Annotated in this window: 18 protein-coding genes; 12 read left to right on the top strand and 6 right to left on the bottom strand. The window is 64.8% G+C overall.

Annotated features, from left to right (window positions below; translation table 11 throughout):
* The first annotated feature begins 80 nt into the window (after window positions 1–80).
* Entirely contained in the window at window positions 81–1043 is a 963-nt protein-coding gene (gene folE2 / locus MC381_RS02730; RefSeq protein WP_264297411.1) for a GTP cyclohydrolase FolE2, read from the top strand.
* Here folE2 and MC381_RS02725 read toward each other — a convergent pair.
* Window positions 1040–1717 (bottom strand): GntR family transcriptional regulator, encoded by a 678-nt coding sequence (locus MC381_RS02725; protein ID WP_251976184.1) that lies wholly within the window; start codon window positions 1715–1717, stop codon window positions 1040–1042. The genes folE2 and MC381_RS02725 overlap by 4 nt on opposite strands.
* Before the next feature lie 355 nt (window positions 1718–2072).
* On the opposite strand from MC381_RS02725, the gene MC381_RS02720 reads away from it, so the two are divergent.
* The 5 genes from MC381_RS02720 (at window position 2073) to MC381_RS02700 (ending at window position 8474) form a co-directional block, all read left to right on the top strand.
* Entirely contained in the window at window positions 2073–3098 is a 1026-nt protein-coding gene (locus MC381_RS02720; protein ID WP_251976183.1) for a histone deacetylase family protein, read from the top strand.
* Window positions 3095–4204, top strand: a complete 1110-nt coding sequence (locus tag MC381_RS02715; protein WP_251976182.1) for a phosphotransferase — start codon at window positions 3095–3097, stop codon at window positions 4202–4204. Before MC381_RS02720 ends, MC381_RS02715 begins: the two co-directional genes overlap by 4 nt.
* A complete protein-coding gene (locus tag MC381_RS02710; protein ID WP_251976181.1) occupies window positions 4201–5484 on the top strand; it encodes an aspartate aminotransferase family protein in 1284 nt (427 codons plus the stop codon). The genes MC381_RS02715 and MC381_RS02710 overlap by 4 nt, the downstream gene beginning before the upstream one ends.
* A gap of 72 nt (window positions 5485–5556) precedes the next feature.
* Complete coding sequence (locus tag MC381_RS02705; protein WP_251976180.1) at window positions 5557–6252, top strand: SDR family NAD(P)-dependent oxidoreductase; 696 nt, start codon at window positions 5557–5559, stop codon at window positions 6250–6252.
* A gap of 326 nt (window positions 6253–6578) precedes the next feature.
* Window positions 6579–8474 carry a propionyl-CoA synthetase gene (locus MC381_RS02700; protein WP_251976179.1) on the top strand — a complete coding sequence of 632 codons (1896 nt, stop codon included), beginning with the start codon at window positions 6579–6581 and terminating at the stop codon, window positions 8472–8474.
* Window positions 8475–8562: 88 nt separating this feature from the next.
* Here MC381_RS02700 and MC381_RS02695 read toward each other — a convergent pair whose 3' ends face one another.
* The gene (locus MC381_RS02695) at window positions 8563–9267 is read right to left on the bottom strand and encodes an SDR family NAD(P)-dependent oxidoreductase (protein WP_251976178.1); all 705 of its coding nucleotides are present in this window, start codon (window positions 9265–9267) and stop codon (window positions 8563–8565) included.
* Between the two features lie 181 nt (window positions 9268–9448).
* Complete coding sequence (soxR, locus tag MC381_RS02690) at window positions 9449–9919, bottom strand: redox-sensitive transcriptional activator SoxR (RefSeq protein ID WP_251976177.1); 471 nt, start codon at window positions 9917–9919, stop codon at window positions 9449–9451.
* Between the two features lie 99 nt (window positions 9920–10018).
* Here soxR and MC381_RS02685 point away from each other — a divergent pair, with 99 nt between their 5' ends.
* Complete coding sequence (locus tag MC381_RS02685) at window positions 10019–10693, top strand: superoxide dismutase (protein ID WP_251976176.1); 675 nt, start codon at window positions 10019–10021, stop codon at window positions 10691–10693.
* Between the two features lie 16 nt (window positions 10694–10709).
* On the opposite strand, the gene MC381_RS02680 is transcribed toward MC381_RS02685, so the two are convergent.
* The gene (locus MC381_RS02680) at window positions 10710–11813 is read right to left on the bottom strand and encodes an NADH:flavin oxidoreductase/NADH oxidase (protein ID WP_251976175.1); all 1104 of its coding nucleotides are present in this window, start codon (window positions 11811–11813) and stop codon (window positions 10710–10712) included.
* Between the two features lie 210 nt (window positions 11814–12023).
* On the opposite strand from MC381_RS02680, the gene MC381_RS02675 reads away from it, so the two are divergent.
* From MC381_RS02675 to MC381_RS02655, 5 genes are all read left to right on the top strand, one after another.
* A complete protein-coding gene (locus MC381_RS02675; RefSeq protein ID WP_251976174.1) occupies window positions 12024–12179 on the top strand; it encodes a hypothetical protein in 156 nt (51 codons plus the stop codon).
* A gap of 218 nt (window positions 12180–12397) precedes the next feature.
* On the top strand, window positions 12398–13306 hold the full coding sequence (locus MC381_RS02670) for a metal ABC transporter solute-binding protein, Zn/Mn family (RefSeq protein ID WP_251976173.1): 909 nt from the start codon (window positions 12398–12400) through the stop codon (window positions 13304–13306).
* A complete protein-coding gene (locus MC381_RS02665) occupies window positions 13296–14096 on the top strand; it encodes a metal ABC transporter ATP-binding protein (RefSeq protein WP_251976172.1) in 801 nt (266 codons plus the stop codon). Before MC381_RS02670 ends, MC381_RS02665 begins: the two co-directional genes overlap by 11 nt.
* The gene (locus MC381_RS02660) at window positions 14090–14911 is read left to right on the top strand and encodes a metal ABC transporter permease (protein WP_251976171.1); all 822 of its coding nucleotides are present in this window, start codon (window positions 14090–14092) and stop codon (window positions 14909–14911) included. Before MC381_RS02665 ends, MC381_RS02660 begins: the two co-directional genes overlap by 7 nt.
* A 123-nt stretch (window positions 14912–15034) precedes the next feature.
* On the top strand, window positions 15035–15208 hold the full coding sequence (locus MC381_RS02655; protein WP_251976170.1) for a DUF1289 domain-containing protein: 174 nt from the start codon (window positions 15035–15037) through the stop codon (window positions 15206–15208).
* A 32-nt stretch (window positions 15209–15240) separates the two neighbouring features.
* On the opposite strand, the gene MC381_RS02650 is transcribed toward MC381_RS02655, so the two are convergent.
* Both MC381_RS02650 and MC381_RS02645 read right to left on the bottom strand, forming a co-directional pair.
* Complete coding sequence (locus MC381_RS02650) at window positions 15241–16005, bottom strand: ABC transporter ATP-binding protein (protein WP_251976169.1); 765 nt, start codon at window positions 16003–16005, stop codon at window positions 15241–15243.
* On the bottom strand, window positions 16002–17057 hold the full coding sequence (locus MC381_RS02645) for a FecCD family ABC transporter permease (protein ID WP_251976168.1): 1056 nt from the start codon (window positions 17055–17057) through the stop codon (window positions 16002–16004). Before MC381_RS02645 ends, MC381_RS02650 begins: the two co-directional genes overlap by 4 nt.
* Window positions 17058–17062: the final 5 nt, after the last annotated feature.

The following is a 17062-nucleotide window of genomic DNA, read 5'->3' as shown; positions in this document are numbered from 1 at the left end:
TCGAGAATCTCAATGCTTGTGTCAGCGACTCACGCACCTTATTGTTATGAAATAACATAACTTATCAAACCCGGTCTCTTATGCTGCAACGTTCTCCTCTTCCCGATGTGGCCGCCAGCCGAGCTGCCGCTTCCTCCTCAGACGGGTCATCGCCAAGCGCGGAGACGCGCGCGCTGCAACACGTCGGCATGCGCGGTATCGCCTCGCGTCTTCAACTGGAGGACGGCACGCGACTGCCTGTCACCGTGGACGTCGGCGTGGACCTGGCTACCGGCCATCGTGGCATTCACATGTCGCGGCTCTATCGGCTGCTCGACCGGCTCGATGAGACGCCACTGAGTGTCGATACCTTCCACGCGCTCGGTGTTTCGCTGCTCGAGAGTCAGGCGGGGATCAGCGAACGTCTCGAACTCGCCTTGCATTTCGATCTGCCGCTACGGCGGCCGGCGCTGTTGAGTGAGGCCAGCGGCTGGCGGCACTATCCGGTCACGCTCACGCTCTGCGGCACGCTTGGCGACCTGCAGACCGTACTGACGCTGTCGCTCGACTATTCGTCGACCTGCCCCTGCTCGGCGGCGCTGGCGCGACACGCCATGGCACGCGACTGGCGCGCCTGGGCCGAGGAACACCCGGATGCCGCGCGCGCCCCCGATGTACTGGCCCGCTGGATCGAGCAAGACGGCAGCTTCCCCACGCCACACAGCCAGCGCAGCCGTGCCGAGATCGCACTGAGCCTCGGCGCGTCAGCATCGCTCGATATCGCCGCTCGCATCGTCGATTTCGAGGAGACCCTGCAGACACCGGTGCAGACGCTGGTCAAACGCCTCGACGAGCAGGCCTTCGCCGAGCGCAACGGCGCCAATCTGCTGTTCTGCGAGGATGCGGCACGCCGTCTCGGCGGCTGTTGCGACGCGCAGCCCGGTGTCGACGGTTATCGTATCGACATCACGCACGCCGAGAGCCTGCACGCTCACGATGCGGTGGCCCGGATCGAGCGCGATTTCCCATCGACCTCGGCGCGACCGAACCGGATGGCCCGCTAGCGTCGATCCTGGCGAAGCGAGGTCAGGAACTGCACCATCATGTCGTAGCCATCCTCGATGTCGCGGCGGATCGCCAGGCGTGCCGCCTCGGCGTCGCGTGACTCCAGCGCCTCGAGCACTTCCCAGTGGTGCTGAATCGCGACGCGCTCGGAGAAAGCACGATAGGCCAGTGCGATCACCGGCCCGGCGCGCATCCAGAGGCTGTCGATGAAGCGTTCGAGCATGGGAGAACCGGCCAGTCCCGCCAGCGCGAAATGGAACTGCTGGTTGAGCTTCATCGCCCGTGCCATGTCACCTTCGACGATGGCGCGGTGGTTCTGCCCGACCTGCTCGCGTAGCTGGCGGGCAGCGGCATCGTCGATAGCCGCCGCCGCCAGTGCCGCCGCCATCCCCTCGAGTTCCAGCCGCAGACGGTAGATCTCGTCGTACTGGGCCACATCGATCAGCGGCACACGGATATCGCGGGCCGTACGCATTTCGAGCACCTGCTCCTTGCACAGGCGCAGGATGGCATCGCGTACCGGCGTCACGCTGGTGCCGAACTGCTCCGCCAGCTCGCGAATGCGCAGGCGATCATCGGGCTTCAGCTGCCCGCCGATCAGCGCCTCGCGCAGATGCGTGTAGACGCTGCCGCCAAGCGACGCCGGCTCGACATGGGAAAAGCGATGTTCCATGGCTCTGTCATCCTTCAAAACGCTGTCATCCCTAAAAACGCTGTCGTCCCTCGAAAATCGCGCTGACGCCCCGCCGCAATGCTGGCGTCGTTAAGACACGTACTTGTCGGGGCCAACGCTACCTTGGCCGCGTCGAGATGCCCAGTCATACCGCGGCCGCTTTCAGCAGTCTGGATCGTGGGTCAGGCCTCGCTTCACTCCCGACGATCACCGCCTTTGCGGCCATGTCTCCTGCCGAGCCCCGGCTGAAGAGGCGTCGGCAAGCATGGATTCTTCTCGACAACTTATGATGCATCATGTATCCATTAACATCACATCTCTTTCCCTGTCTCTGTGATCCGCCAGGAGTCGTCGCGTGCACGTTTTCGTCAGTGATACCCACCGCGAGCATGATCCGCATTTCTTTGTCGTACGGGGCCAGGTCCGTCGCAGCAACGAACAGCCGGAACGTGCCGAACGGCTGCGCCAGGCGGCCGAACGCGCCGGTCATACCCTCGTTGACGCCGCGACGGACCTCGGTCGCGAAACGCTGGAGCGGGTGCACACGCCACGCTACCTCGACTTCCTCGAACACGTGCATACTCGATGGCTGGCCCTCGAGGATCGCAACCCCGACGAAGTGGTGGCGAACGTGCATCCGTTTCCCGGCGAGCCCTGCACCTACCCCGAGCATCTGGTCGGCCGGGTCGGCTTCCATCTCGGCGACATGGCGGCCTCGATCGGCGCCGGCACCTGGCGTGCCGCGCTGTGCGCCACCCACTGTGCGCTGAGCGCCGCGCGTCATGTCCAGGCCGGCCATCGTAGCGCCTACGCGCTGTGCCGGCCGCCGGGCCATCATGCCTACGCGGAACGCGCCAACGGCTTCTGCTATCTCAACAACGCCGCCGTCGCCGTCGGCGAGCTGCGCCGCCACCACGCCCGCGTCGCCGTCCTCGATATCGATGTGCATCACGGCAACGGCACCCAGGGCATCTTCTATGACCGCAACGACGTACTGATGGTCTCGCTGCATGCCGATCCGCATTTCATGACACCGTTTTTCACCGGCCATGCCCACGAGACCGGACGCGACGCGGGCGAAGGCTACAATCTCAATCTGCCGCTGCCCAAGGGGCTCGATACCGACGGCTATCTGCGCGCGCTGTCCCGCGCCTGCGAGCGCATCGCCGAGTTCGCGCCCGGCGCCCTGGTGGTCTCGCTCGGTCTCGATGCCTACGAACACGATCCCTACCAGGGCGTCGCGGTCACCACCGAGGGCTTTGCGCGGATCACGCGCCAGATCGCCCAGCTCGGGCTGCCGACGGTGTTGGTGCAGGAGGGCGGCTATCTCTCCGACGCCCTCGGCGACAACCTCGTCAGCGCCCTGTCGGGGTTCGAATGACCACGCCGCCGGAACGCGACACCGCCAGCGTGCTGGAGGCACCGGCGCTGTCGGTGTCGACAGAGACCGCGCAGCGGCTGCTGACGACCCGCTTCGGCCTCGATGCCGCGCTCAAGCCGCTGACCGGGGAGCGCGACCGCAACTTCCGCGCTACCACCGCCGACGGCCAGACCTACCTGCTCAAGTTCACCCACCCGGCCGAGCGCCAGGCGGTCAGCGACTTTCAGGTGCGCGCGCTGATGCATCTCGCCGAACGCGATCCGACGCTGCCGATTCCCCGCGTGCTCCGCGACCGCGATGGCGATCCGGCACCACCGCTGCGCCTGGATGACGGCAGGGTCAGTCGCGTACGCCTGTCGACCTTCCTGCCCGGCGAGCCGCTCGCCGACCGCGTGGCAGCACCGGCTTTCCAGGCTACCCTCGGCGACTGGCTGGCGCGTCTCGACGCGGCCCTGGCCGATTTCGATCACCCGGTTCGTGCGCTCTCGATGCCATGGGATCTGCAGCGCGCGGACGACCTGCTGCCACAGACCGAGAGCCTCACCGACGACACCACGCGCGAGACGGTTCGGCGCGTGCTGCAGCGGTTCGCCGAAGAGCTGCGTCCACGCCTGGCAACCCTGCCGCGCCAGCCGATCCACAACGACCTCAACGGCCACAATGTGCTGTTCGCGGCCGCCCCGGAGAGTCGTGACGCACCGCCCGAACGACCGGCCGCCATCATCGACTTCGGCGACATGCTGTTCGCCCCGCGCATCGTCGATCTGGCCGTCGCCGCCGCCTACCAGATGAAGGCGCAGGATGACCCGATGACCGGCGCGCTGGCGCTGATCGCCGGCTATCATGCGCGCACCCCGCTCGAGGCAACGGAAGTCGCGCTGCTGCGCGGGCTGATCGAGACTCGGCTGGCGATGGCGATCACCGTCTCGACCCATCGCGCGAAGCGCTACCCGGAGAATGCCGACTACCTGCTGCGCAACACGGCCGCCTCCTGGCGCGCGCTGCATTACTGTACGGCACTGCCCGAGAGCACTTTCCAGCACCGCCTGGCGGGGGCGCTGAACGGCCTCCCGACGGGCACAGGAACAGGAAAAACCCAGCCATGAGCGATCACCAGGATAGCGTCGACACGGCACTGATCGAACGCCGTCGACGCCTGCTCGGCGCCTCATACCGGCTGTTCTACCGGCAGCCGTTTCATCCCGTACGTGGCGAAGGCGTGTGGCTCTTCGATCGCCACGGTACGCCGCACCTGGATGCCTACAACAACGTCGCCTGCGTCGGCCACTGCCATCCACGCGTGGTGGAAGCGATTGCCACCCAGGCGGCCACGCTCAACACCCACACCCGCTACCTGCACGAGACGATTCTCGACTGCGCACAGCGCCTGATCGACTCGCTGCCACCGCCTCTCGAGCAGATGGTCTTCACCTGTTCGGGGAGCGAGGCCAACGATCTCGCCGTGCGCATGGCTCGGGCCTTCACCGGCGGCGACGGGCTCATCGTCACCGAGCTTGCCTACCATGGCGTGACCCAGTCCATCGCCGAAGCCTCTCCCTCGCTCGGCAGCAAGGTCCGGCTTGGCCAAGCGGTGCGCACCGTGCCGGCACCGGTCGACCTTGGCGACGGCGCCGCGGCCATGGGCACGCGCTTTGCCGCCGGCGTACAGGCCGCGATCGACGACCTGGCCGCCCACGGCATCCGCCCGGCCGCGCTGCTGCTCGACAGCGTCTTCTCCAGTGACGGTATCATTACCGGGCCGCGCGGCTTCCTCGGTCCCGCGGTCGACGCCATTCGCCGGGCCGGCGGCCTCTACATTGCCGACGAGGTCCAGGCCGGGCTCGGCCGCACCGGCGTGATGTGGGGCTTTCCCCGCCATGACGTGAGTGCCGATCTGGTGACGCTCGGCAAACCGCTGGGCAACGGCCACCCCGTGGCAGGCGTGGTCGGCCGACGCGACGTCATGGACCACTTCGGCGAGACGTCACGCTACTTCAACACCTTCGGCGGCAACCCGGTGGCCTGTGCCGCCGCGCTGGCGGTACAGTCGGTCATCGCCGAAGAGGGACTCGTGGAACACGCCGCAACGGTCGGTGGCAAACTTCATGTCGCCTTGAACCAGTTGGCGGACGCCCACCCCAGGCTCGGTGAGGTGCGCAGTGCGGGCCTGCTGGCGGGCGTGGAGGTGCTCGACCCGGCGGGCTCGCCGGATGCCGCCTTCGCCCAAGCGCTGGTCGACGCACTGCGCGAGCGCCACATACTGATCAGCGCCACGGGACCGCACGGCAACGTGCTCAAGATCCGCCCGCCGCTGGTGTTCGGTCCGGAACACGTCGAGTCTCTCGGTGGCGCGCTGGCGGCTAGCCTTGCCGCATTGGCCGACTGACAGCGCTCGCCGCGGCCGGCAATCTGACGCGACGCTGTCATCCGATAGCCTCGCCCACTTACGGAGTTCGACATGGATCCAACCTCTCCCGTCGTCATGATCAGCGGTGCCAATCGCGGCATCGGTGCCGCCATCGCCGAAGCCCTCCACGCCGCCGGCTGGCGCGTCAGCCTGGGCTGTCGCACTGCCCCGGAGGATCCGCTCGAACGCGACGGCTGGCTGGTCTGCCATTACGATGCCCTGGATGCCGACAGCGGCCGCGCCTGGGTCGAACGCACGGTGGCCGAATACGGCCGCCTCGACGCGCTGGTCAACAATGCCGGCATCCTCAGCCGCTCAACGGTGCTGGACGCCAGCGGCGAGGAGTTCGACCAGCTCATGGCGGTCAACGTGCGTGCGCCGATGCTGCTGACCCAGCAGGCGTGGCCGCACCTGGTCGCCGCCGAGCAGGGCAAGGTGATCTCGATCGTCTCGCTCTCGGGCAAACGCGTGAAGTCGGCCCACTCCGGGCTCTACGCCATGAGCAAGTTCGCCGCCCAGGCCTTCGTCTACGGCCTGCGCCACTGCAGCGCAGAGACCCGCGTGCGCGCCACCGCCATCTGTCCCGGCCCGGTCGCGACGGACATGGCGATCGAGGGCGGTCTGGATGGCGGTGATATCACACGCCCCGAGGAGATTGCGCGCGTCGTGACACTGGTGCTCGAACTGCCGCCCACCGCCGGTATCGCCGAGATCCCGATCAACTGGCAGGTCGAACCGACCGTCTGACGCCGGCCGCTTGAAGCACGGCCGTGGCTGGCTCCAGACCAACTCGGCCGCCGCACCGCTCGCTTGTCGAGGCGCTCATCAGTCCTCTCACCAGTCCTCTTATCAGCCCTGTCATCGGCTCGTTTGACTTCTTGTCGCTCTTCGCTGCCGCGTTCTCCTGCCCCGTCATCTCTCACCGCGGCATAGCGCTTTGCCGCACTGGCTGGCCGTCCGTTCGTCGAATCTAGCCCATGGTCGGACAGCGGAAGGCGTGGCCGCGCCATACAGTGGCAATCATTACCCATCGTCGCGAGTCCGTTCGTCTCGCCTTTCGGGAGGCTCCTTCCATGAGTCGATATCACGATGCATATCGCTTTTCGATCAAGGATCCGGAGGCCTTCTGGCTAGAGCAGGCCAAGCGCATTCCGTGGTTCCGAGCCCCCACCCGTGCGCTCGACTACGACGCCGAGGGTCACGCTCGCTGGTTCGGCGACGGTGAACTCAATATCTGCCACGCCGCGCTCGACCATCATGTCGCCCAGGGGCGCGGCGAACAGATCGCGATCTATTGGGATTCGCCAGTCACCGCCGACCGCCGCCGGCTGAGCTATCGAGAGATGCGCGATCAGGTGGCCCGCTGTGCCGGTGCGTTGCGCGATCTCGGTATCGTCCCGGGTGACCGGGTCGTGATCTACATGCCGATGGTGCCGGAAGCGCTGATTGCGATGTACGCCTGCGCGCGCCTCGGCGCCATTCACTCGGTCGTGTTCGGCGGCTTCGCCCCGCGCGAACTGGCGGCACGCATCGAGGATGCCGCACCCCGCGTGGTCATCACCGCCTCCTGCGGTGTCGAAATCGACCGCATCGTGGCCTATCCGCCGATGCTGCGAGAAGCGATCGAGCGCAGCGCACACAAGCCCGAGGCGTGTTTGATCGTGCAACGCGAACATCAGCGCGACGCCTGCCAGCGCGGCGAGCACGACTGGCACTCGGCCCTGGCCGCCGCGACGCCAGCCGAGTGCGTGCCGGTGCGGGCTACCGACCCGCTCTATGTGCTCTATACCTCCGGCACGACAGGGCGTCCCAAGGGGGTAGTGCGCGACACCGGCGGCTATGCGGTGGCCCTGCACTACTCCATGGAGGCGATCTACGACACGGCGCCGGGCGAGGTGTTCTTCTCCGCCTCCGATGTCGGCTGGGTCGTGGGGCACTCCTATATCGTCTACGCCCCGCTACTGCGGGGGGCAACCAGCGTGGTCTACGAGGGCAAACCGGTACGGACGCCGGATGCCGGCGCCTTCTGGCGGCTGATCGACGACTACCAGGTAAAGTGCTTCTTCACCGCACCGACCGCCTTCCGCGCGGTGAAGAAGGCGGACCCCGAGGCGCGCCTACTGGCGGAGCACAACATTCGCTCCTTGCGAGCCCTGTTTCTGGCCGGGGAGCGCCTCGACCCGCCGACCTATCACTGGCTCAAGGCCCACCTCTCGGTCCCCGTGGTCGACCACTGGTGGCAGACCGAAACCGGCTGGCCGATCGCCGCCGACCCGCTGGGACTATCACCGATGCCGACCCGCGCCGGCTCGGCGACCGTGCCGGTACCCGGCTACGCCGTGCGCATTCTCGACCGCCACGGCGAGGAAGTGGGGCCGCTCACGCAGGGCAGCGTGGTGATCAAGCAACCGCTGCCGCCGGGCTGTCTCGTGGGTATCTGGGGTGACCCGCAGCGTATGCGCGAGGCCTACATGAGTACTTATCCCGGCTACTACACGACCGGTGACAGCGGCTACTTCGACGAGGATGGCTACCTGTTCGTGATGGGGCGCACCGACGATGTGATCAACGTCGCCGGCCATCGGCTCTCGACCGGCGAGATGGAAGAGGTACTGGGCGCCCACCCGGCGGTTGCGGAGTGCGCGGTAATCGGCATGCAGGATGCGCTGAAGGGACAGCTACCGATGGGGCTGGTGATACCCAAGGACGGTTTCGACGGCGACGAGGCCGCGCTCGAGCAGGAGCTGGTCGCACTGGTGCGCGAACGTATCGGCCCGGTCGCCTGCCTCAAGCAGGTGCTGGTGGTCGACCGCCTGCCCAAGACCCGCTCCGGCAAGATCCTGCGCAAGGCGCTACGCCATATCGCCGACGGTGAGCCATTCGACGTCCCCGCCACGATCGACGACCCGACCAGCCTGGACGACGCCCGCGCCGCAATGGGGCGAGCGCGGCCAGGCGCCGATTCCTAGTCGCCCCCAAGGGCCGCGGCGCTGGACAGGAACACAGCCCCGATCAAGATCAGCTCGACCTCGGACCGCGTGAATCAGGCCACATCCCCTACCAGGGCAGCTCCCCGGCGTCGTTGAGGAATTTTCCTGTCTGCCCGTCGGCACTCTGCAGTGCCATTGCCACGGCGATCGGTGCGCTCTCCCATGCCTCGCGCCCCTGGAACTGGGTCGCTTCGGTCGCGGTCAGCCCCGGGCAAACCGCATTGACACGAATCCCCAGCGGCGCCAACGCGCGAGAATGACTGAGCGTCAGCGCATTCAAGGCGGCCTTGGAGGCCGCATAAAACGGTACGTTCATTTCCGCATAGTCCCACTCAGGGTCGGTCCGCAAACCAAAGGCGCCAAGACCGGAGGAGATGTTGACCACATTCGCGCTGCCGGCACGCGCCAGCAGCGGCGTCATCGTCTCGGTCATCAGCGTGGCGCCGAAGACATTGACATCGAACATACGACGATAGCGCGCCTCGAGGCTTAGAGACGTCTCGAAATCCAGGAACAGGCCCGCGTTGTTGACCAAGATATCCAGCCTGCCGAAGCGCTCGGCGATTTCGTCGCGCAAGCGATCTACGGTTGCGGGATCGGTCACATCCAGCGCGACGGGCATGAACCCCTGACGCTCATCGTCACGCAGCGACTCGGGATTTCGGCACCCCGCCAGCACCTGCACTCCCTGGCCGACCAGCGAATCGGCAATGGCACGCCCCAATCCCCGATTGGCTCCCGTTACCAGGGCAATTTTTTGACTCTCCGACATCACGTGGCTCCTTCAGTAGACGATGGTGTCCGTCGGCGACCGACATCCGCCTCACGGCGACGAGGGTCATCGGAAGAGCACTCTAAGACCTCAAGTAAAGTTGAGGTCAAGCGCTATCAAACAGTGTCGAGCGTCCATCATCGACAGCTTGACCAGGCGCCACCGGCACGAATGTCGGAGGTTATCCGCGACCCGAAGGGCGTTCGAAAATGCGCGGTCCCGGGCCTTCTCGGCTCAGGGTATCGTCGGGGTTACGCAGGGGGCACGCCTCGAGCGAGAGACAGCCGCAGCCGATACAGCCGTCCAGTTCATCGCGCAGACGTTCGAGATCGCGAATCCGGGAATCCAACGCCGAGCGCCAGTGAGTGGCGACCCGCCCCCAGTCGTCCGCGGTCATCCTGGCACCGGGCTCGTATGGTCCCAGCGCTTCACCGATCTCTCCCAGTGGAATGCCGGTACGCTGTGCCACCTTGATGATCGCCAGATAGCGCAGCACGTTGGGGAAATAGCGCCGCTGGTTACCCGGACTCCGCACGCTGCCGATCAATCCCTTGGTTTCGTAAAAGTGAATGGCTGAGACGGCAAGCCCGCTGCGACGGGAAACTTCCCCGACGCTCAGCAGACGACCGGTGTAGGACGTTCGACGGCTCATGGCATTGACCTCAAGTTAACTTGAGGATTTATAAAGACAGCGTCCTCGTCTGGCAAGCCGGCCGGACGACAGACGTTATCCATTGCCACGGAGCCTGACATGACTTACGAACTGCCGACGCTGAACTACCGCTACGACGCCCTGAAACCGCACATCGACCGTCTGACGATGGAAATTCATCACACCCGACACCACCAGACCTATATCAACAACCTCAACGAGGCTGTTGCCGCGGCCGACATTCCCGACATGCCGGTGGAAAGGCTGATTGCCGACATTGACGCCTTGCCTGAATCCTCTCGCACGGCAGTTCGCCACAACGGTGGCGGTCACACCAATCACTCACTGTTCTGGCAGGTGCTGACGCCCGACAGCACGGCGCCGGAAGGCGAGCTCGCTGCGGCCATCGATCGTGAGCTGGGGGGATTGCAGGCGTTTCGAGAAGCTTTCTCGACAACGGCAAAGGGGCGCTTCGGTAGCGGCTGGGCCTGGCTCGGCGTGGATAAGCAGGGACGTCTATGCCTCGAAAGCAGTGCCAACCAAGACAACCCGCTGATGGGAGATTTCGCCGCGCTCTCCGGGGCGACACCGATTCTCGGACTCGATGTCTGGGAGCACGCCTATTATCTGGCTTACCAGAACCGTCGGCCCGACTACATCGAGGCATTCTTTGAAATCATCGACTGGCGAGAAGTCGCCCGACGCTATCACCAGGCGAGCGCCGGAGGTCACCCAGGCGATAGTCTTGCGCTCGGCCGAGCGCAAGACTGCTGACATCAGGGATGCCGGCTCAGGCGTCGAACAGCCCCTTCAGGGTATGCGGCTGACTGCGCAGGTACTGCTTCGGCGCGTGGACCGTCGCCCCCAGCTGCGCCGCGGCATGCCATGGCCAGCGTGGGTTGTAGAGCATGCCGCGGGCGAGCGCCACGGCATCCGCCTCCTCGCCGACCAGAATCCCCTCGGCCTGTTCGGGCTCGGTGATCAGGCCGACGGCGATGACCGGCATCGACACCTCCTGCTTGATGCGACGGGCAAACGGCACCTGGTAGTTGGGACCGACGTTCAGCGTCTGGCGCGGATCGAGCCCGCCACCGGAGCAGTGGATGAAGCTGCAGCCACGCGCATCCAGCGCCTTGGCCAGCTCGACGCTCTGCTCGAGATCCCAGCCGCCCTCGACCCAGTCGCTGCCGGAGATGCGGATACCGACCGGCTTGCGTGCCGGGAACGCCGCGCGCACCGCATCGAAGATTTCCAGGATCAAGCGCATGCGGTTCTCGAGACTGCCGCCATAGGCATCGTCACGATGGTTGGAGAGCGGCGACAGGAACTCGTGCAGCAGATAGCCGTGGGCCGCGTGTAGCTCGATCAGGTCGAGCCCGAGGCGATCGGCGCGCTCGGCAGCCGCAACGAAGTCCGCCTTGAGCTGCTCGATATCGTCGAGGCTCATGGCGCGGGGCGCGCGATCGCTGTCGGCGTAGGGCGCGGCGGAAGGCGCGACGGTTTCCCAGCCGCCCTCGTCGAGACCGAGCTGCGAACCGCCCTCCCACGGCGCTTTGCACGACGCCTTGCGCCCGGCATGACCGAGCTGAATGCCGATCGGCATTGGCGAGTGTGCCCGCACGGCTTCGAGCGTGCGGGCCATGGCCGCCTCGTTGTCCGCCGAATAGAGCCCGACGTCGCCCGGCGTGATCCGGCCGGCTGCGGCCACGGCGGAGGCTTCGAGGATCAGCAGTCCGGCACCGGAGAGCGCCAGATGGCCCAGGTGGGTATGGTGCCAATCGGTCATGTTGCCCTCGGCATCCGCCGAGTACTGGCACATGGGCGCGATGACGATACGGTTGGGCAGCTCGAGCCCACCCAGCTTGAGCGGGTGAAAGAGTCTTGGGGAAGCCATCAAGGTCTCCTGGTCCGAATAGGGTATGACTGACGTATGCGCCAAAAGTAGCCGGCTAATAATTGATTGGCAACCCGGCGCGACACGACGTCGCCCGGTCGTCTCAGCCAAAGAGACAGCGGCCAAGACAACGGAAACTTTTTGACAGGAGAAATCATCGAAGGCGTCCATCGTTCATTGCACACGACTCATTAGGCCCGCGATATCGACTTGGATGATCCCGACGCGCAGTTGGTGCTGATTGATCTACCAATGCGCGGTATCAATGACGCCAGCGAGAAACTCGCCAAGGCGACGCTCACCAACCTCGGAGACGTGACGCCTCTGCAAACGATCGCATCAACCCGGCCGCACTCGCGGTCATGAAGTCCCAGTATCCCCCTCGATGCGGGTCGGAACCGGGGTCATGGCCAATCGCAACGACTGTCAGCATAGGCAACAACCGGTGCCATGACGCATTGTTGTCCTGCCTATCCGCCATCATGGGTCGAGGCGAACGAGGCAGACGGCATTGAGCCTCCAAATCTACAATGTTATGTTATAACGTATAATATCTATACCGCTTTTCATCTGGAACCATGGCCATGCCACTATCTCGCCGTTCGCTCTCTACGCTTCTCGCGCTCTCGCTTTTGTCCGTTGCCGGTGTCAGCTCCGCCCAAGCCGCTATTCACGTCGTCGCCGCGGAGAGCAGCTACGGTAGTATGGTCAAGTCGATTGGCGGCGAGCATGTTGATGTCGTCTCGCTGCTGGATAGCCCGGACGTCAACCCACACGCTTTCCGAGCCGATCCGAGGATCGCCAGGGATCTGGAGCAAGCCGACCTGGTGGTGTTCAATGGTCTCGGATTCGATGGCTGGATGGAGCCGCTGCTCGAGAGCACTGGCGGTGATGAGCGCCGGGTCGTCCGCGCCAGCGACGCTGGTAGCCATAAGGTCATGGCGGACAACAACCCGCACCTGTTCTACTCACCGCAGATCATGCTCGCCACCGCAAGCCGTGTGACTGACGCGCTGAAAGCGCTCGACCCGGGCAACGCCGATGACTATCAGGCCAACCTGGCCGCTTTCCAGCAATCGCTGCTGCCGGTCTACGGCGCCGTTCAGCAGTTGATCGCCGATCATCCCAACCTGAGCATTACTGCTACGGTCCCGGTCTATAGCTACATGATCGATCTGATCGGCTACGAAAATCGCTATCACGACATCCAGTTCGCCTCGATGGACAACCACCAGCCCAGCGCTCAGCAGGTCGCGACGTTTACGGATGCGCTGAAGCAGCATCAGGTCGACCTGTTGATCTACAACCTGCAAGTCCATAACCGCCTGACGGAAAATCAGGTCGGCATTGCCAGAGAGGCTGGCATCCCGACCGTCGGCGTCAGCGCCATTCCGCTGCATGGCGAAAATTACGTCGAGTGGCAGATCGAACAGCTCCGCGCCATCGACCGGGCGCTGGACGAGGCCGGGCCGAGCGCGAATCATGACGGATAATGCGCTGGTTCGAGCCCTGGATATCACTGCTGGCAAAAGCACGACGAGCGTATTCGAAGCGCTATCGTTCGAGATTTCCCCCGGCAGCTTCACCGCGCTGGTCGGCCCCAACGGCGCCGGCAAAACCAGCCTGTTCGACACCCTGCTCGGGCTAGTGGCCTTGCGTGCGGGAACGCTCACAGTGATGGGCGGTCGTCCATGCCATGCCAGACGTCGGATTGCTTATGTCCCCCAAGTCTCCCGACTGCTCCATGACGATGCTTTGGTCGGCCGTGAATTCGTGAGCGCCGCCTATCAATCGCACCGCTGGGGCATGCCGCTGCCGAGCGGTCGCAGGCAGCAGTTGCAGGCCGTCGATGCGGCCCTGGAGACGGTCGACGCCCGAGACCTGGCTCGACGTCGCCTGTCGACGCTATCCGGTGGTCAGCGTCAACGTCTGCTGATTGCCCAGGCGTTGGTCAACGAGCCACGCCTGATTCTGCTCGACGAGCCGCTATCGCAGCTCGACCCGGCTGCGCGTGACCGTATCGTGTCGGTGGCCAACGCACTGACCCGGCGCGGTATCGCGGTGATATTCAGCACTCATGATATCAACCCGGTACTACCGGTTTGCGATCAGGTGCTTTACCTGGCCGGAGGGCGCGGCCGCGCCGGCAGCGTCGACGAGATCATCTGCGACCGCACGCTGAGCGAGCTCTACGGCACGCCAATGCGCGTCATCATTGAAGGCGGACGCCGCTTCGTGTTCGAGGGGAGCCAGCGTCGGCTGCAAGCGGTGGGCCAATGCTGATGCCCGGGTTTCTGCGCTACGACTTCATGCAGAACGCCTTCATCGCCACCACGTTGATCGCGCTGATGGGCTCGCTGGTGGGCTACTTTGTAGTGCTGCGACGCCAGGCATTCGGTTCGCATGCGCTGAGCAACATCGGCTTCGCCGGCGCGGCCGGCGCCTCGCTGATCGGCGCAGAACCGATGCTCGGGTTACTGGTCTTCGTCCTGGGGGCGGCACTGTTGATGGCCTGGACCGGACGCCATGTCGGCGAGCGTGACATCAGCGTGGGAATGATCCTGATGTTTTCTCTGGGTCTCGGCGCGCTGTTCGTCAATCTCTACAGTGCCAATGCCAACGCCGCCATCGGCATCCTGTTCGGCAGCGTCTTCGGGATCGACGCCAGCCAGATCCGCTGGATCACGATCACCTCGCTCGTCGTGCTGGCCGGACTGGTTGCCCTCTTCCGTCCGCTGCGCTTCGCCAGCCTCAACCCGGATGCCGCCCGCGCCAGAGGCATCCCGGTCTCACTGATCGATACGCTGTTCTTACTGTTGCTGGGCGCCGCTTCCGCCATCGCGGTGCCGGTGATCGGCGCGCTCTTGAGCTTTGCCATCTTCATCGGTCCTGCCAGCGCCGCACAGGCGTGGAGCGGGCGTGTTGGCATGGGGCTGGCTCTCACTGCGCTGCTCGCGCTTGGCGAAGCAATGGGTGGGCTTATCCTCTCCTATTACGCCAATCTGCCGGCATCCTCCTGCATCGCCGGACTGAGCTTCGGGATCTATGCTCTCAGTCGGCTGACACGGGTAGCATCTCGCCGGTGCGTTGCGGGGTAAGGATACGAGACGCTCAAACGACCTTGACTGTCAGGCCGCGAGCCGGACGAGAGGCGCCGAACTCCCCGCAAAGCATGGCGAAAGTTTGGCAGCGACGAACACACGACAGGATATCGCGTCCCCATGGCCAAGAAAATCGAGAGCCCCTGCGTTGCCATTTGTCAGCTCAAAGGAGGGCTGTGTACCGGTTGCGGACGCACCCTCGAAGACATACGCCATTGGAAGTCCATGAAAAGACCGGAGAAGATGACCGCTCTGAAAAAAGCTGAACAACGTCTCAAACAGCTCGATAAATAGACTCTTTTGTTCTCTTGGCAACGCCCGGGACATCAGAGCGCCTGGCGGAAGCGCATGACCGGATTCGCTTCACCGGGCGCCGGCAAGATATCGACATGTACGCCGAAGGTCTGACGCAGCCTCGCCGCGGTAAGCACCGTTCGCGGCGTTCCGATATCGACTAGCCGCCCCTCCTCCATGACGCCGATTCGATCGCACATCATGGCTTGGTTGAGATCGTGGAGTGCGACGATCACGGTGACCGGCAAATGATCGACGAGCTGCAGCAGCGACAGCTGATGGCGAATATCCAGATGATTCGTTGGCTCGTCGAGCAGAAGAATCTCTGGCTGCTGCGCCAGTGCCCTGGCGATATGCGCACGCTGACGCTCACCGCCGGATAACGTATGCCAGGCACGGTTGGCCAATTGCGACATCCCCACGTCGTGCAGGGCGCAGGCAACGATCTGCTCGTCCTCCAGCGCCCACGGCCGCAGCGGAGATAGAAACGGCGTACGCCCTAGACTGACAGCCTGGTAGACGTTGATGCGTTCTTCCGTACTCGCCTGCTGTTCGACGAAAGCCACCGTTCGAGCTACCTCCCTCCGGGGCAGACGACTGATATCCCGATTGCCCAAATAGACGGTACCCTGCTTGGTTTTCTCGAGTCCTGCCAATAACCGTAACAGCGTGGTCTTGCCAGAACCGTTGGGCCCGATGAGTCCCAGTGTCTCACCAGACTGGACCTCGAAGCTCACGTCTTGTAGCAGCGGGCGGCCACGGATCCGCCACCCCACATTGTCGACGGTCAGATTCACCGTGATGTCGCTCCCCGTATCAGAATGACCGCGAATACCGGTGCGCCAATCAACGATGTGACCACGCCGATCGGCAACACTTGCCCCTTGACGATGATGCGCGAGACCACATCGGCACCGATCAGAAAAATAGCGCCAGCAACAGCGGAAGCCGGCACCAAGCGCCAGTGACGGCTACCCACCAGCAGGCGCATCGCGTGGGGAACAACCAGTCCCACGAAACCAATGGCACCGACCATGGACACCATCACCGCCGTGACCAGTGCCACGGTACCGATCAGCACGGCGCGCACCGGCCGTACCGCAATTCCCATGGACGCTGCGCTGTCGGTGCCGAACGTGAAGGCATCGAGCGCCTGCCGATGCCAGAGGCAGGTCAACAACGCGACGAGAACGGCGGGAACCGCGAAGTAAGCATCCTCCCAGCGCACCCCGGAGAGGTTGCCCATCAACCAGAACATGATGCCGCGTGCCTGTTCGGCACTGGCAGAGCGCGCGATGACAAAAGCGGTTAGCGCATTGAACAGGCTCGAGCCGGCGATTCCCGCCAGGATGATGCCCCCCGCCCCCGCAGCACTGCCGCTGCGACCGACTCCGCGACCTGCCGCGCCGGCCAGTAGCGTGACGAGACCGAAGGCAGCGGCCGCCCCAGCCATGGCCCCCGAGGAGAGCGAGAGAACACCGCCGCCCCATCCGGCGATGGCCACCAGCACGGCGCCGGTCGAGGCCCCCGCCGAAATCCCCATCAGGTAGGGATCGGCCAGCGGATTGCGCAGCAGCGCCTGCAAGACCACACCGGCCAATGCCAGCCCCGCACCGCAGCAGCCCGCCACGACAGAGCGGCTCAAGCGGTAGTTCCAGACGATACCGGCATCGATGGGATCGATGGGATAATGGGCATCGACGAAACGGTTGGCGACGACTTTCAGGACGGTGTCTATCGGGATCGTCGTCTCGCCAATCGCCGCGCCCGCCACCAAGGAGCCCAGCAGAAGCAGCGGCGACAGCCAAAACCAGCGAGACCGAAGCGGGCTGGCCTGCTGTGGCTTCACCGCCA

It is taken from the genome of Salinicola avicenniae, from assembly GCF_023736115.1.
GTDB classification, from domain to species: Bacteria; Pseudomonadota; Gammaproteobacteria; order Pseudomonadales; family Halomonadaceae; genus Salinicola; species Salinicola avicenniae.
Note: the sequence above shows the minus strand (reverse complement) of the source record. Positions and strands in the feature narration are given on the sequence as shown.